At 68.1% G+C, this 14,922-nt stretch carries 13 protein-coding genes and 2 pseudogenes; 7 read left to right on the top strand and 8 right to left on the bottom strand.

Annotated features, from left to right (window positions below; genetic code table 11):
* Nucleotides 1-229: 229 nt before the first annotated feature.
* Both EES42_RS36735 and EES42_RS36730 read left to right on the top strand, forming a co-directional pair.
* Nucleotides 230-1,078 (top strand): IS5 family transposase, encoded by an 849-nt coding sequence (locus tag EES42_RS36735; protein ID WP_124722521.1) that lies wholly within the window; start codon nucleotides 230-232, stop codon nucleotides 1,076-1,078.
* Nucleotides 1,075-1,491 (top strand): hypothetical protein, encoded by a 417-nt coding sequence (locus EES42_RS36730; protein WP_124722520.1) that lies wholly within the window; start codon nucleotides 1,075-1,077, stop codon nucleotides 1,489-1,491. Before EES42_RS36735 ends, EES42_RS36730 begins: the two co-directional genes overlap by 4 nt.
* A 23-nt stretch (nucleotides 1,492-1,514) precedes the next feature.
* Here EES42_RS36730 and EES42_RS36725 read toward each other — a convergent pair whose 3' ends face one another.
* Nucleotides 1,515-2,156: a LysE family translocator gene (locus EES42_RS36725; protein WP_124722519.1), complete on the bottom strand. Its 642-nt coding sequence runs from the start codon at nucleotides 2,154-2,156 to the stop codon at nucleotides 1,515-1,517.
* 9 nt (nucleotides 2,157-2,165) lie between these two features.
* The gene (locus EES42_RS47705; protein ID WP_323138464.1) at nucleotides 2,166-2,819 is read right to left on the bottom strand and encodes a DinB family protein; all 654 of its coding nucleotides are present in this window, start codon (nucleotides 2,817-2,819) and stop codon (nucleotides 2,166-2,168) included.
* Between the two features lie 152 nt (nucleotides 2,820-2,971).
* Between EES42_RS47705 and EES42_RS36715 the strand changes: the two genes are divergently transcribed.
* From EES42_RS36715 to EES42_RS36695, 5 genes are all read left to right on the top strand, one after another.
* Nucleotides 2,972-4,309: an aminotransferase-like domain-containing protein gene (locus EES42_RS36715; protein WP_124722517.1), complete on the top strand. Its 1,338-nt coding sequence runs from the start codon at nucleotides 2,972-2,974 to the stop codon at nucleotides 4,307-4,309.
* A 497-nt stretch (nucleotides 4,310-4,806) separates the two neighbouring features.
* On the top strand, nucleotides 4,807-5,730 hold the full coding sequence (locus tag EES42_RS36710) for an NADP-dependent oxidoreductase (protein WP_124722516.1): 924 nt from the start codon (nucleotides 4,807-4,809) through the stop codon (nucleotides 5,728-5,730).
* Nucleotides 5,731-5,763: 33 nt separating this feature from the next.
* The gene (locus tag EES42_RS36705; RefSeq protein WP_124722515.1) at nucleotides 5,764-6,702 is read left to right on the top strand and encodes an AraC family transcriptional regulator; all 939 of its coding nucleotides are present in this window, start codon (nucleotides 5,764-5,766) and stop codon (nucleotides 6,700-6,702) included.
* A 705-nt stretch (nucleotides 6,703-7,407) separates the two neighbouring features.
* Nucleotides 7,408-8,025 carry a TetR/AcrR family transcriptional regulator gene (locus EES42_RS36700; RefSeq protein ID WP_124722514.1) on the top strand — a complete coding sequence of 206 codons (618 nt, stop codon included), beginning with the start codon at nucleotides 7,408-7,410 and terminating at the stop codon, nucleotides 8,023-8,025.
* Nucleotides 8,026-8,113: 88 nt separating this feature from the next.
* A complete protein-coding gene (locus EES42_RS36695; RefSeq protein WP_124722513.1) occupies nucleotides 8,114-8,908 on the top strand; it encodes an SDR family NAD(P)-dependent oxidoreductase in 795 nt (264 codons plus the stop codon).
* 742 nt (nucleotides 8,909-9,650) lie between these two features.
* Here EES42_RS36695 and EES42_RS36685 read toward each other — a convergent pair.
* The 6 genes and pseudogenes from EES42_RS36685 to EES42_RS36655 all read right to left on the bottom strand — a co-directional run bounded on the left by EES42_RS36685 (nucleotide 9,651) and on the right by EES42_RS36655 (nucleotide 14,849).
* Nucleotides 9,651-11,090 (bottom strand): IS701 family transposase, encoded by a 1,440-nt coding sequence (locus EES42_RS36685; protein WP_241196830.1) that lies wholly within the window; start codon nucleotides 11,088-11,090, stop codon nucleotides 9,651-9,653.
* A 69-nt stretch (nucleotides 11,091-11,159) separates the two neighbouring features.
* Nucleotides 11,160-11,429, bottom strand: a pseudogene (locus EES42_RS36680) (transposase); the annotation flags it as partial.
* A gap of 72 nt (nucleotides 11,430-11,501) precedes the next feature.
* Nucleotides 11,502-11,921, bottom strand: a complete 420-nt coding sequence (locus EES42_RS36675) for a RacP protein (RefSeq protein ID WP_124722512.1) — start codon at nucleotides 11,919-11,921, stop codon at nucleotides 11,502-11,504.
* A 2-nt stretch (nucleotides 11,922-11,923) separates the two neighbouring features.
* A pseudogene (locus EES42_RS36670) lies at nucleotides 11,924-12,316 on the bottom strand (DUF6192 family protein); the annotation flags it as partial.
* A gap of 116 nt (nucleotides 12,317-12,432) precedes the next feature.
* Nucleotides 12,433-14,253 carry an alpha/beta fold hydrolase gene (locus EES42_RS36660; protein WP_124722510.1) on the bottom strand — a complete coding sequence of 607 codons (1,821 nt, stop codon included), beginning with the start codon at nucleotides 14,251-14,253 and terminating at the stop codon, nucleotides 12,433-12,435.
* Nucleotides 14,250-14,849 carry a TetR/AcrR family transcriptional regulator gene (locus tag EES42_RS36655; RefSeq protein WP_124722509.1) on the bottom strand — a complete coding sequence of 200 codons (600 nt, stop codon included), beginning with the start codon at nucleotides 14,847-14,849 and terminating at the stop codon, nucleotides 14,250-14,252. The genes EES42_RS36660 and EES42_RS36655 overlap by 4 nt, the downstream gene beginning before the upstream one ends.
* Between the last annotated feature and the right edge of the window lie 73 nt (nucleotides 14,850-14,922).

Here is a 14,922-nt window from a genome sequence, read left to right as displayed (position 1 = left end):
GCCTTCCCCTGTCCTCACGCACCAGTGGCCCGCCCGGGACCCCGATATGGAGGACCCATGCGGAGCCGGAATGGTTGCGGGGGCGCTGTGGGCCTGACCGTAACGACGCTGGTTGGCAGGCTCTGAGTGGGCGGTTCGTGAGTATATGAGTCGTTCTGGTGTCGCCTGATGGTGTGGACGGAGGCAGAACGTGCCGGTCCGATGCCGGTGGCCTGCTGGGATCGGTGGGGTGAGTGAACGCAAGCCGTACCAGAGCGACTTGACGGACGAGCAATGGGCGTTGATCGAGCCGGTGCTCACGGCCTGGAAGAACCGGCACCGTTCCGTCAGCGGCCACCAGGGCCGCTACTCGATGCGGGAGATCGTGAACTCGATCCTCTACCAGTCCCGGACCGGCTGTCAGTGGGCTCTCCTGCCGAACGACCTGCCGCCGAAGAGCGCGACGTACTACTACTTCGCCGCCTGGCGGGACGACGGCACCGACCAGCAGATCCATGAACTCCTGCGCTGCCAGGTGCGGGAGAGGAACCGGCGATTAGAGGACCCGACCCTGGTGATCCTGGACACCCAGAGTGTCCGGGCGTCCACCGGGGTCCCCGTGGCCACAACGGGCAAAGACGCCGCGAAACGGGTACCGGGCCGCAAGCGGGGACTGGCCGTGGACGTCCTCGGCCTGGTCATCGCCGTCACCGTGCTGGCCGCGAGCGTCCACGACAACGCCGCCGGCATCACTCTGCTCGACGAGGTCGCCGTCGCGGCCGGCGGCTCGGTCAGCAAAGCCCTGGTCGACCAGGGCTTCAAGAACCAGGTCGTCACGCATGGGGCCGCCCTCGGTATCGACGTCGAGATTGTCCAGCGGAACCCTGAGGAGCGCGGATTCGTTCCGCAGCCGAAACGGTGGCGGGTGGAGCAGACGTTCGGGATCTTGATACTGCACCGGCGGCTGGTCCGCGACTACGAACACCGTCCGGCCTCCTCCGCCTCACGCGTCTACTGGGCCATGACCCACGTCATGGCCCGTCGGCTCACCGACACGAACACGCTCACCTGGCGCGATCCGCGGGTGGCCGGCGCGTGAACCTGAACCCTCTCCTGCAGGCACTCGACCTTCAGGAAGACGCCGCCCGGGCCCTGACCGACGATCTCCGCACCCAGATCGACGCCCTGCAGACCCAACTCCGTGAGGCCGAACTACGTCTGGAACACCTCGCCATCACCCGCACGACCATCACCGCCCTTGCCGACCGAATCCCGGCCCAGACGGTCGACCCAGCAGGAAGCCTGGAGCTGCCTGAGCACCCGGACTACCCGCGCATCCTCGCCGTCTTCAACGACACCACCGGTCCGCTGAGGGCCCGAGACATCTGTCAGGCCCTCGACTTCGAGCTCCTGCCGAAACACGTCGAACGCACCCGCGCCAAGATGAAACGCCTGGTCACAATAGGAATCCTCACCGAGGTCGAGCCCGGCACCTTCAGCAAGAAGCAGTAACCAAGTCCGGAACGGACATCAACTCACGAACCGCCCACTGAGGTGTCGAGGGCCAGCGAGATGGCGAGCGCGCCGAGCGCCGTGCCCATCGCGTAGCGCTGCGCCTTGAGCCAGGAGGGGCGGCGCGAGAGGAAGACGGCGATGGTTCCGGCCGCCAGGACGATGGTGAGGTTGACCGCGACGCTGACCACGATCTGGATCGAGCCGAGCGCGATGCCCTGGAGGAGGACGTGATTCTTCTCCGGGGCGATGAACTGCGGGATGAGCGAGAGGTACACGACGGCGATCTTCGGGTTGAGCAGGTTCGTCATCAGTCCCATCATGAATAGCTTGCGCGGCGAGTCGTGCGGGACGTCCTGCGGGGTGAAGACTGAGACGCCGCCCGGCTTCAGCGCGTTCCAGGCGAGGTAGGCGAGGTATGCCGCGCCGGCCAGCTTCACTGCGAAGTACAGCTCGGGCACGGCGATGAAGACGACCGACAGGCCGAGGTTTGCGGCCAGTAGATACACCATGAAGCCCAGGGCCACACCGCCGAGCGAGATGATCCCGGCGCGCCTGCCCTGGGTGATGCTGCGTGAGACGAGATAGACCATGTTCGGGCCCGGGGTGAGCACCATCCCGAGGGCCACCACCATCACGCCGAGGACCCCGCTCAGTTCAACCATGAGAACCCCTCATTCGCTGTTATGTCTCGCCGCCGTCTCCGGACGCGCCCTGTCGGAGCGGTCACCGCGCTGTACCTCGGCGAGGTCGTGTGCGATGTCGTGAAGGAGATGGCGGGTGAAGAAATCGACGGTGAGTCGCGAGTCGGCCAGGCCCGCGCCGTCGCGGTCCCAGTCGTCGGCGGTGAGCGTGGCCAGGCGGCGGGCCAGGGCCTCGGCGGCCCACCCCAGTTCCTCCGCCACTTGTCGCGGTTCCTCGTCGCGGTAGCGCCGGACGACGTCCGGGCGTTCTGCGGCCAGCCCGACATACGGCGCGGTGCGGTGGTCCGGTGCAATCGGTGTGGTTCCGAAAATTGCATCGAGCCGCTTGTGGAACAGGAGACACATGTCACGGACGTGGCAGCCGTGTTCCAGCGGTGACCAGTGAGGCACTCCCGCACGCCGGCCATCGAGCCCCGGCCCCGTCAGGACCCGCTGCCACTCCGCCGTGTACTTCCGCAGCAGGCCGACGACCGTACCGTGCCTTACCAGGCAGGAGGTGAATCCGCACTGGTCACAGTCAGGCAGCAGCAAGGGAGTCCGGCCGAGCGGAGACCGAGACCATGCGGTCGTGTTCACTGCTGGCAGGACTCCTTTCCGGCAGTCGCGCGCCCTCTCGTGGCGCATCCAACAGGGGTTTCCCTCAGCCCAGTGCACGGGCTGAGATCGAAGCAATGCCGCGAGCATATTGCCCTCAACCACTCGATGCAATATGCATTATTGCACTCGGTGCAATTGTGTGGTTGGATGGCGAGGCGCGTGGACGAGAGGAGAGCGCTGTGAAGGACTATCAGAGCGTCGCCGACACGGTGGCCGAGGAGATCAGGGCCGGCGTCCTCCGGCCGGGAGACCGGCTTCCCCCGCAGCGCAAGTTCGCCCAGCAGCACGGCATCGCCAACTCCACCGCCACCCGCGTCTACCAGGAACTCGCCCGACGGGGCCTCACTCTGGGCGAAGTGGGCCGCGGCACCTTCGTCCGCGCGGTCCCCCGTGCATCCGCGCCCGCGCTCACCGAACCCGCAGGCAGCCGGATCGACCTGGAGCTCAACTATCCGGTGGTGTCCGAGCAGGCCGCGCTTCTGGCCAACGGGCTCGGCGGGCTGTTGCGTCCCGATGTCCTCGGGTACGCGCTGCGGCCCGTCGGCGCGGCCGGCGTTCCGGCCGTCCGCGAGTCCGCCGCCGATCTGCTCGCGCGTGGCGGCTGGCGCCCCGACCCGGCGCAGGTGCTCTTCGCGGGGAACGGGAGGCAGGCCATCTCGGCCGTCGTCACCGCCCTGGTGCCACCGGGCGCTCGGCTCGGCGTCGAAGAGCTGACCTACCCCGTGATCAAGGCCATCGCCACGCGGCTCGGCATCACCCTCGTGCCCCTGGCCATGGATGCAGCAGGGCTGATCCCGGAGGCCGTCGAGGAAGCCCACCGCAGCGGCCCGCTGCACGCCGTCTACGTACAGCCGACTCTGCACAACCCGCTGTCGGTTACGATGCCCCGGGAACGGGTGGAGCATCTGTCCGATGTCCTGTTGCGGTCGGGGATCCCCGCGATCGAGGACGCCATCTGGGCCTTCCTCCACGACGAAGTGCCGCCGCTCGCCTCTCTGGCCCCCGAGCAGACCGTCCTCGTCGACAGCCTGTCCAAGCGCATCGCCCCTGGCCTGACCCTCGGATTCGTGGTGGCGCCCGGCTTCCTGGTGGGCGAGATCGCCACGTCGCTGCGCTCGGGGGGTTGGACCCCCATGCGCTTCGCACTGGAGGCGGCCTACCACTGGCAGCAGGACGGCACCGTGAAGGCGCTCGTACAGGCCAAGCAGCGGGAAGCCGCCGTACGACAGGAGATCGCGGCTCGGCACCTCGGCGGCTTCGCTGTACGGAGCGACCCGCGCTCGTACCACTGCTGGTGGCAACTGCCCCGCCCGTGGCGCGCGGACACCTTCGTCGCCGCCGCCGCCCGGCACGGCATCGGGGTGGTGCCGGCCGCCGCGTTCACCGTCGGCAATAACCACGCCCCCAACGCGATCCGGCTGGGGCTTGCCTCCCCGCAGACCGACGTTCTCTCCCAGGCGCTGGCCACACTGGCCGAACTCGCCCGGTCCGCCCCGGATGATCTCGTCACCGACTGACGCCTGCCCGCGCGCCAGCGACCGTCCGGCGAAGACCGAGGCGGAGCCCACGGCCACAGACACGGGATCGGCGTCGAGATCGTCGAGCGGAACCCGCAGGACAAGAGCTCTTTCGCGACTCCGAGGAGGCCGGGCGGCCCTCGTAGTCGCGGAAACTCAATCTGCTGGGATGAAACCGTCCTGTACGTGTGGTTCTGCGGGCGCTGGTACCCGACGCTGAGGTTCCCGGCCTTACAACTGCCCCAGAGTTCCGGCTGTGCGGACTGGCAAGGCCGACGCGCCGCTCGGGCCCTGCTGGCGGACGCTGCAACCTGATCATTTACTTCATGATCGTCAAGGGTGTCATCGACGTCTGAGGCGTCTATGGCCGAGAGTACGCACCGACAAGACGCTGGGACATGTAGCCGAGACGGAAGGCTATTCTCCGGCTCATTCGATCTTCCTAGGGTTGAGGACATCAAGCCGGACATCAACCGGTCGAACCAGGGAGAGTTACCGTGCGCGCAGTGTTCCAGAAGTCTTTCGGCGGCCCCGAGGTCCTCGAGATCGCGGAGACCGAGCGGCCGAAGCCACTGCCCGGCGAGGTTCTTGTCAAGGTCCACGCCAGCGCGGTCAACCCTGTGGACGTGTTCGTCAGGTCCGGCGCCTTCCCACTGCTCGGTGAGCCGCCGTTCGGCGTGGGCTGGGACATTTCCGGGGTGGTCGAAGAGGCCGGCCCCGGCGCCAGGTTCGAGGTGGGTGACGAGGTATATGGGATGCCGTTCTTCCCCCGCGCCGCCACCGGGTACGCCGAGTACGTCGCCGCACCGTCCCGCCAGGTGGCTCGCAAGCCCGCCTCTCTCGACCATGTGCACGCCGCCGCCATCCCCCTCGCGGCGCTCACGGCCTGGCAGGGCCTGGTACAGGCGGCAGGCGTCAAGGCGGGCGACCGGGTACTGATCCACCGGGCAGCCGGTGGTGTCGGCCACTTCGCGGTGCAGATCGCGAAGGCACACGGCGCCCATGTGATCGCCATGGCCAGTCCGGCCCGGCACGATTTCGTCCGCGGCCTCGGCGCCAACGAGGTCATCGACTACCGGACCACCGACTTCACCGAGGCCGTCAAGGACGCCGACGTGGTTTTCGACTCCACGGCCCAGGGCGATCTCTCGCTCGGTGTGCTGCGCCCCGGCGGCGTACTCATCAGCATCGTGGAACACGCCGACCCGGAGCTCGCCGTACGCGTCGAGGCGGCCGGGCGGCGCTTCGCCGGCATCTCGGTCGAGCCGGACTACGCCGCGCTCGAAGCGATCGCCGACCTGGTCGACGCGGGCCTGATCCGCCCGCACGTCGAGGAGACGTTCCCGCTGGAGGAGGCCGGTAAGGCACATGAGCTGGTCGCCTCGGGACACGTACGGGGCAAGATTGTCCTGACGGTCTGACCGCGACGGGCCGAACCAGGGAGAGCAAGGCGGATGGATATCCTCACCGAGGCGCTGGCCTCGATGCGCACCGGGCACCCGGCATCCGTACGGACCAACGGCCGCGCCCCCTGGGGCGTGCGGCTGCCACCGGTTGCAGGGGCCGGGTTCCATGTGGTGCTGTACGGGACCTGCTGGCTGGTCCCCCTCAATGACACACCACCGCATCTGAAGCCGATCCCGTTGAGCCCCGGTGATGTGATCTTCCTGCGCAGCGGGCGGGGCCATATCCTCGCCGATCATCCCTCCACCCCGGCCGTGGCGGCCACGGCGGAGCAGTTCCAACGGGGTTCACCGATCGGCTCGCTCACGCTCGGTGGCAAGGGCCCCGAGACCAGTCTCCTGTGCGGCGACTACCAGCTGGACCAAAGGCGCCCGCACCCGCTGGTGCGCCACCTGCCCGAGGTGATCCATCTGCCGACGCGGCACGGCCGCCATCCGGAGTTGAGCGCCGCCGTCCAACTGCTCGGCTCCGAGCTGGAAAACCCACGCATCGGCTCGGACGGCATCGTGCCCAGCCTGATCGACTCGCTGCTCCTCTACATCCTGCGGGCCTGGCTGGACGATCAGCCCCCGACCGCCGCCCAGGGGTGGGCTGCCGCCCTGGGCGACTCGGCGGTGGCGCCTGCCCTGTCGGCCATTCACGATGACCCGTCGGTCCAGTGGACGGTCGAATCGCTGGCCGAGCGGGCAGGGCTGTCCCGCGCCGCCTTCGCCCGACGGTTCGCCTCGCTGGTGGGCGAACCGCCGATGGCCTATCTGACCCGCTGGCGCATGACGACCGCCGCCCGTCTGCTGCGCGAGTCCAATGCCTCACTGACGACGGTCGCCGCCCGCACCGGATACGGCTCGGAGTTCTCCTTCGCCAGAGCATTCAAGCGGGAGTACGGCCTGGCCCCGGGCGGCTACCGGCGCCAGACCAGGGCTGCCTAGTGTCCTGCGCCAGTAGTTGAGCGTTGGTTGTCGTGTGACTTCTGCTACCGGACGAGTTGTTCCACTGATCGTGCGACCGCAGGGTCTGCGCACTGTTCCGCCGGAGTCAGCCCTGGTGGACTGCACCACCAGCTGCCGCGCACCGACCTGGCGCGCCGGATCTTGACCAGAGGGGGCAGTTTCCCCCGACGCGTAGGCCTGGGATCCGCACCTGCTCCGGCACTCAGGCCGCTACGAGCAGGATGTTGAAGGCGGCCTTGTCCTCGATCCGCGCGGGGGTTGCCGTCGATCGCCGGTGGCGCGGGCAGCAGTTCGGCAGCCTCGCTGGCCACAACACTGATCCAGCTGTGCCGCTTTTCGGCCCCTCGGACACGGTCCTGGACGGCCAGGACCGCGTGGGGACCGGCGTGTTCCCACCGGGATAGCAGCCGATCGCTCGCGCCGACCGCATCAGGGTGCGCAGCCGGAGCTCGGCGTACAGGGAGCGCATGGACGAGCGAACCGCTCGGCTGAGACCAGCGGGCGGCCCGCCAGGGCCTCGTCGAGGGCGGTCCGGGTCGCCTCCACGATTCCCGGATCGGGCACCGACATCCGGCCGATCAAGCCACGCACTCCAGTTCGCTGCTCGCCTCGGCCGGGGTCCTCCGGGCAATGCGGTTCTTGATCAATTTGAAAAACCGACTCGAAGGTATTTAGTATCGGGGCATGGGAAGGCCAGTGGACCAACTGACACCGAAGGGCGCTGCGACGCGCCGGGAGATTCTGCGCGCCGCCGCCCGTGTCTTCGATGCCAAGGGGTACGCCCTGGCCCGGATGGACGACGTGGTGAGCGAGACAGGTCTCACCAAGGGCGCCGTGTACTTCCACTTCAAGAGCAAGGCCGCCCTGGCCCATGCGGTCGTCGACGATCAGAAGCAAGGGATGCTTGCGCATGTGCGCAGGCGGCTCGAGGGGCTCGGAGGGCCGGCCGCGCAGGTACGGGGACTCGTCCCCGTCCTCGTGGACCTCGTCATCGCCGAACCCGCGGGATGGTCCGTCGTGCGGCTCGATCGTGAGCTCACCACCGAGTCACCGCAGGAACACGCCCAAGTGTCCGTTCTCGCGGAGTGGGTCGGCCTGGTCGAAGAACTCCTCCTCGCCGGCGCCCGCGCGGGCGACCTGCACTTCTCGGCCGACGCCCACGCACTGGCGACCGTATTCGTAGGTGCGTTCGACGGACTGAAGGGTGTCCTCGAGGCCACGGGGCGTGCCAATCCCGAAGAGCTGCGCCGTGCGGCGGGCGTTCTCGCTGAAGTCATTGAGGCGACCATCGAAGCTCACTGAACGCGGGCAGGCCGGACATCACGCACGTCGGCACGCCCGGCTTTTTCATCAACAAGAAAAAAACCTTCAAGTAGGTATGGAGACAGATATGAACTACTCGGACACTCTCACCTCCCAACTGGCCGTCGTCACCGGCGCTTCGTCAGGGATCGGCGCCGAGTTCGCCCGCCAGTTGGCTGCCCGCGGTGTGGACCTGGTCCTCGTCGCCCGCTCGAAAGACAAGCTGGAGGAACTCGCCTCGGCCCTGCGGACCAAGCACGGCGTGACCGTCAGACCCATCGCCCTCGACCTCTCCCGGCCCGACTCCTCCGAGACCCTCTCGCGCAGGCTCGACGAGCAGGACGTCGCCGTGGACATCCTCATCAACAACGCCGGCTTCGCTTCGCACGGCGACCTCGCCGAGGCCGACCCCGGCCACATGGCCTCCCAGGTGCAGCTCAACGTCGGCACGCTCGTCGGCAACACCACCCGGCTCCTGCCCGGCATGATCGAGCGCGGGCGCGGCACCGTCATCAACGTCGCCAGCACGGCCGGATTCCAGGCGGTACCGCACATGGCGGTCTACTCCGCGACGAAGGCATTCGTCCTGTCCTTCACGCGCTCCCTCTGGGGCGAGACCCGCGGCACCGGTGTGACCGTCCTCGGGATCTGCCCGGGCGCCACCGACACCCCGTTCTTCGACGTGGCCGGTGACAACGCGTCGGTCGGCGCCCGGCGCACACCGCAGCAGGTCGTCGCCACAGCACTCGCGGCGCTCGGCGGACGCAAGGCGACCGTCGTCGACGGCGCCGGCAACGCCCTGGTGTCACGCGTCGTCAGCCGCCTGGTACCCGAGCGCCCCCTGATCCGCATCGCCGAACGCAGCGTACGCCCGAGCGCGTAAAGGGCCCGCCGGCGAGCCGTGAACGCACCCCACCTCACCGCGCGCGTCCGCACCCGCCGTCGGCGGCCCAAGTCTGCCCGGTGCATGCGCGGTGAACGGACATTGGGCACATACATTGCATCCATGCGGCCTCGGGCAAGACCTACGGAGCCCGGCGGACTCACCCCCAGTCGCGGCGCAAGGACCTTGCCGCGGCCCGGCGCGCCTTCGAGCGGCTGATGCGCGAGGACGGCCTGGAAGGTGTGGTCCCGCGGACAGCGGCGCCGCACCACCATTCCTGAGCCGTCCGACCCCAGACCGCCGGGCCCGGTCCACCGACGCTTCACCGCCCACCGTCGCAATCAGCTGTGGGTCGCCGACCTCACCTATATCCGCACGTGGTCGGGCTGGGACTACATCGCCTTCGTCCCGGACGTGTACTCACGGATGATTGTCGGGCGGCAGCTCGCCACCACATGCGCACCGATCTCCCCCTGGACGCCCTGGAGATGGCGTTCTGGCGGCGTGGAATCAAGAAGGGCTTGGGTCTGATTCATCACAGCGACCGCGGCCCACACCCCGGACTCAATCCGCTACGGCGATCGGTTGCCGAAGGCCGGCGCGACCGCGTCCGTCGGCTCCATCACGGACAGCTACGAAAGCAACTTGACGAACTATAGGAGCCTCAATGTCACGGCCGAGGCCCTCAATGGCTCGTTCAAGGCTGAGCTGATCGAGCACCAAGGACCCTAGCGGTGGTTTGTTAAGCCGGGGAATAGAGGTCAAGCGGGTGGCCTGCGCCGACGGCGTTGATCAGGGCTTGGAGTTCGGGTGGCGGGGGTGCGTTGCTCCAGGCTCGCCAGCATCGTTGGAGGCTGGTCCAGGGGACGAGCCAGGCCCGGACGGCGCGTATTGCTTTGGGCCGGCTGGCCGTGTGGGGCTGGTGGGGTCTGGTTGGGCCCCCTCTCGGGCCGGCCCGGTTCTTCGGGCGGCTCCGTTGGTGCTGTGCCGGGCGAAACCTCGGGTGGCGGACTGAACCAGGCGTCCCAACAGAACGAGAACGCGCAGGTGACCAGCGTCTGGTGGCGGCGGATAGCGGTGTCGGAGCGGGCCTGGAAGTCGGCCCACCCGAGTTCGTCCTTGACCTGCTTGTAGTTCTGCTCGATCCAGTGCCGGATGCCGTAGATCCGGACGACTTCGTGCAGGTCAGCGGCGGGTTCGGGACTATCGGCCTCGCGGGGGCCGCCGGGTCGGGGCAGGTCGGTGGCCAGTACCAGGTGGCCTTCGCGGGCGGCGTGGCCGGGTCTGCGGTCGCCACGATCAGGCGGACGTTTCCGTCGGGTCCCCACCAGCCGAGATGGACATCGGCGGCCCACCATGTCTCGGTGTGTCCGTCGCGGAAGGTGCGCTCGACAGCGGTCCAGTCGCCGGGATGCTCGGGTTCCGTCCAGGTCAGGGCGCGGGCGGCGTCGGCGGGGGTGTAGGCGTCCTTGCCGTAGGCCCAGGTGCCGTGGCTCGGCTTGAGGGCCATGGCGAACGGCAGTTCCGCCTCGCTGAGTTGTCTGCGGAAGCTGTCCTGGTCGCCGTAGGCGCAGTCGGCGGCAACGGCCCGGAAGGCCACCCCGGTGGCCTTGGCGGTGCGGGCGAGTTCTGCGGCGATCTGCAGTTTCGTGCGGAAGCCGGGATCGCTCCTGCCCTTGGGAAAGTGATGGCCGGGGCTGTAGGGCACCGCGTGCAGCGGGTAGTAGAGGTTCTCATCAGCCCAGCAGGTGGTCACCGTCACGATGCCGTTGTCTGTCTTGCCCAGCCGGCCCAGCCACTGCCGCCCGATGTGTGCGGTCGTCTTCCCGTCCTTGCGGTCCCCGGAGTCGTCGATCAGCAGCACCCCGCCCGCGTGCGGCGCGGTTGCGGGATCCGCCAGCAGCAGTTCCACCCTGCGGGCGTTGACCCGCTCGTGGTCCCACGTCGACTCTGACAGGAAGAACTGCAACCTCTGCACCGAGGGGTGCTGGGCACCGACCACCGGCTCCGTGCCGGCCAGACAGGTCAGGGTCTTGTTCCGGCCCCGCGGTAGCAGCAGCCCCGCGAGGTACTCGCGGAACCCGCGGCGCTGTGCCGGTGTGGAGAGCAGGCCATCGAAGCGTGCCGCATAGGCTTCCAGCGGCCCTGGAGCGGGCGGACACGGCAGACGACGGGTCGTCACAGCCCCGCGCTTTGGGAGTCAATCACCGTCGCGACCGCCCGGGCCCATCTCACGGCGGATCCGGCCCGAGAGGTGATCGCGGATCTGTCCGATCACGCCGTCAGCGGCCCAGCGTGCCATGAAGCCCCAAACTGTGCGCCAGGGCGGGAAATCCGCAGGCAGAGCCCTCCATTTGCAGCCGGTGTCCACGACGTAGCGGATCGCGTCAACGATCTCGCGGCGAGGGTGCTTCTCCGGCCGACCACCGGTTCTGGTCTCGCATGCTGGCTCGGGCAACAGCGGTTCGATCAGGGCCCATTCGGCGCGGGTGGTGTCGGAGGGATAGCGGCGCTGACGCATGGCGGCGGCCTTCCCTCCATTCATTGGTGAGCGGTCCGCCCGGCCTGAGACCGGGCGGACCGCTCGTGATGGTCAGGCAGAGACGACGAGATCGAGGGCGGATTCGATGGAGTTGAGCTGGGCGATGATGTGCTTGACCCACTTGTAGCCCGGGTGGGCGGCCGCGTGCGGGGCGACCGTGCCGGTGAGGAACCGGCGGAGCTCGGTGAGCTTCCCGGTGAGCACGGCCCGCTCGTATGCCTGGAGGGCGGCCGGTTCGGCGCCGAGCTGGTAGCCGTCGGCCCGGGTCCAGATCAGCGGAGGCCAGCCGTTCTCCGCGATGATGTCGCGCAGGCAGGCCAGACCGGACCTGACCTGGCTATCAGAAAGCCCGGAAGCGCGGGTCAGCTCGTAGAACAACAGCCCGGCGGGCCGGGCCTCGAACAGCACGAACCGCAGGGTGTCCGCATGCCGCTTGGCGGCGTCGCCCCGACGCCGTGAGGCGCGGGGCATGCCTACTCGCCCTTCAGCAGACGGGCCAGCTCGCCGTCCATGTCGACCTTGCCCGTGTCGACCGCGGTCTCGATCCAGTCCAGCGTCGCCCGTACCTTCGCGACGTTCTCGTGCACGATCGTGCGCTCGTCCTCACCGAGCGTGCGATCACGCAGGCCCGGGACCGCACGGCCGGCCGCGGCCATGAACGAGTGGCAGGCGGTGACCAGGTCTAGGAACTCCACCGTCCGGTCGATGTGACGGACCGCCGGGGCGACCGGACTGGTGTCCTTGATCTGGTCGCGGGCTTGCCGACTTCGCTCTACCTGGGCATGGTTGACCTGGAAGCGAGCGGTGTCATCGCTCATCGCCTTGAACGCAACGTCCGGCCTGCGCAGCAGGTTCGTGGCAGCCGAGGGCTTCCCGGTTGGAGAGCTCGGGGTGCTCGTGGAGGTGACGTCGCCACCGCGCCAGGTCGGCAGTCGCATCCAGGACTGCCTTGTCGATGCGGGCGCGGATGCCCGTATCCCTGTCAGCGGCTGAAACCTCGGGCGTCTTTGTCACGCGACCGTCCTTTGAGCAGATCGACGAGAGCATCGCTATGGGTCAGCTGCGGATGGTGCCCGGCACCCCGCACCGAGATCAGCTCAACGTTGGGAAGTGACTCGAGCTGCTCAACCGCGCCCGGGGCGATTGGGTCGTCGCTTCCCGTGATGATGCGGACCGGGCCGCTGAATCGCCCAAGCGCTTCCTGGAGTTCGGCACGCCACTGCTTCGATCCCGCAAGGGCGAGATGCTCGGCCACCCTCCTGGCGCTGCTTCGCTTGAGGTCGCTGACACTGGATTCGAGAGCAGCCGCGCTCGTTTCTGATCTGGTCAGTTTGTGTGACAGCCGTGCCAGTTCGGTGTGTCGCAAGTAGGTGCATACCAGCGGCCGCAGTCTGGCCGAGGCGCCCATTGGGGCTTGGAGGAAGAACGGTGCGATCAACGTGAGGGACTTGACCTGCGCCGGGAACCGGTCAGCCGCGACTACTGCCGCAGCCGCACCGATGGAATGGCCGATGAGGTCAGCAGGTTCCCCACCCAGCACAGCGGGCAGCCACTGTTCCCAGTCCTGAACGCCCGTTCCGCCGCTGAGGCCAAGTCCGGGCAGGTCGACGACTCGCGCGCCGATGCCCGACGTCACTTCGGCCCACGTGTCTGCGTTGACTGGCAAGCCGGGAAGGATCACCCGGCCGGATCCGGGTACGCCGAGCTCGAATGTCCTCAGACCGCCAGCGTCGACGAATCGACGGCCGTCGGTCGTGACGGCACCAAACCGATGCGCGGCCAGGTGGTCGGCCCACCGTTCGAGGGACACCAGCACGTTGGGCGTCTGGATCCCGTGTCTGTCGGCGAACTCGATGGCGGACTGTGTCGGATAGCGGTCGGCGGACATGAAGGTGAGCGTCTCGGGATCCGCCTTGGTGATCCGCTGCGGGAGCCGCTTGATGACGCCGATCGGCATCCTTACCCGGGGGACCTTCGCGCCGAGATGCCGGCCGACGTGCGTGAGCAGGTCAGCCAGAGGCGGGGTGGCGTCGTCGAGAACCCAGTAGGCCATGCCCGCAGCAGCCGGATCGACCGCTGCTGCTGCCATGAACGCCGCCAGATAGTCGACCGTGACGACCGGGAGGAACGTCGATTCGTTGCCGGGCAACGCCGCTGCCGTGCCGTCCCAGATCTGCTCGATGGTGGTGGCCAGCCCGATGTGCTGGTCGGACTCCCCGGTCACGCTATCGCCGATCACGCTGGACGGATTGACGATGGTCCAGGGGACTCCGCGCTCCAGGGCTCGGGCCTGGAAGATGGCGTCGGATTCCACCTTTGACGCTTCGTAGGCGCCGAGTTCCTTATAGACCGCGGTGCGGTGGTCGTCTGACCACGGAACGGTTGTGGGGTCCTGTCCGCCGACGCGGTAGCCCGACACGTGGACGACGCGCTGCAGGTTGGGGAGGTCCTTGGCGAAGTCGAGCAACTTCTCGACGATGCCGACGTTCGCGCTGCGTGCCTCCTGGGCGGTCATCCCGAACCGGTAGGACCCGGCGCAGTTGTGGATCTCGGTGATGAACGGGAACGCCGATGGGCCGCCCGCGACGATCTCAGGAGCATCGAAGTCGACGATCGTCGTGGTGATGCTCCGTGTCAGGCCATGCTCCCTGACCCATCGCTCGACACGCGCTGCGGACTCGGCGGTCCGAACTGCCGCCGTGACGTTCGCACCAGCCTCGGCAAGGGTCAGGACGAGGTGCCGACCGACCAGTCCCGAGGCCCCGAAGACCAGGGCGTGGCGGGAGTCTTCGTGTGGCGTCATCGCGTGCTCCCAATGGTCTGGCAGCGCTGGTTGACGAGCTCCGCCACGACGTCAGCGGCCGCAATGAGCGGTTGGGTGCTCTGCATGGCACGAGAGACGATGACCGCCCCCTCGATCGTCGACACGACAACGGTCGCCAGAGACCGCGCCTCCCCGGCGTCAACGCCGCTGGCCTCGAGCAACGCGGCCGTCGGCGCGATCCACGACTCGAAAGCAGTGGCGCACGCCTGCCGCAGTCGCTCGCTCTCCGCGCCCATCTCCAGAGTGACGACGGACACCGGGCAACCCAGCCGGAAGTTGCTCTCGCTGACGATGGTCGTCAGGGCCTCAATCGCGGCGCGGGCAGCCTCGGCCGCACCGCCCGCGGAAACTGCGGCCTCTGCGATCAGCGTCTCGAACTCCTTCCCGGCGAGTTCGACCGCTGCGACGCCCAGGCCCTCCTTCCCGTCGGGGAAGTGGAAGTAGATCGAACCCTTTGGCGCTGCGGCGTGTTCGATCACAGCGTTCAGGCCCGTGCCGCTGTAGCCGCTGGTCTGGATGAGCTCGAGCATGGACTCTGCGAGCCGGGCCTTTGTCAGGTCTCCTTTGGATGTCATAGTCCCATAATAGACCGGTCTACATATTTTGCAACCGACGAGAATGCGTCAACAACGTCATGGCCAGCAACAA

Source organism: Streptomyces sp. ADI95-17, assembly GCF_003846175.1.
In the GTDB taxonomy this organism is placed as follows: domain Bacteria; phylum Actinomycetota; class Actinomycetes; order Streptomycetales; family Streptomycetaceae; genus Streptomyces; species Streptomyces sanglieri.
Note: the sequence above shows the minus strand (reverse complement) of the source record. Positions and strands in the feature narration are given on the sequence as shown.

What these genes read in the sequence shown, in the direction of transcription:
- EES42_RS36725 (WP_124722519.1), bottom strand. Translation starts at nt 2,156, where the DNA reads ATGGTTGAACTGAGCGGGGTCCTCGGCGTGATGGTGGTGGCCCTCGGG.
- EES42_RS47705 (WP_323138464.1), bottom strand. Translation starts at nt 2,819, where the DNA reads ATGCGCCACGAGAGGGCGCGCGACTGCCGGAAAGGAGTCCTGCCAGCA.
- EES42_RS36705 (WP_124722515.1), top strand. Translation starts at nt 5,764, where the DNA reads ATGGATATCCTCACCGAGGCGCTGGCCTCGATGCGCACCGGGCACCCG.
- EES42_RS36700 (WP_124722514.1), top strand. Translation starts at nt 7,408, where the DNA reads ATGGGAAGGCCAGTGGACCAACTGACACCGAAGGGCGCTGCGACGCGC.
- EES42_RS36695 (WP_124722513.1), top strand. Translation starts at nt 8,114, where the DNA reads ATGAACTACTCGGACACTCTCACCTCCCAACTGGCCGTCGTCACCGGC.
- EES42_RS36675 (WP_124722512.1), bottom strand. Translation starts at nt 11,921, where the DNA reads ATGCCCCGCGCCTCACGGCGTCGGGGCGACGCCGCCAAGCGGCATGCG.
- EES42_RS36660 (WP_124722510.1), bottom strand. Translation starts at nt 14,253, where the DNA reads ATGACGCCACACGAAGACTCCCGCCACGCCCTGGTCTTCGGGGCCTCG.
- EES42_RS36655 (WP_124722509.1), bottom strand. Translation starts at nt 14,849, where the DNA reads ATGACATCCAAAGGAGACCTGACAAAGGCCCGGCTCGCAGAGTCCATG.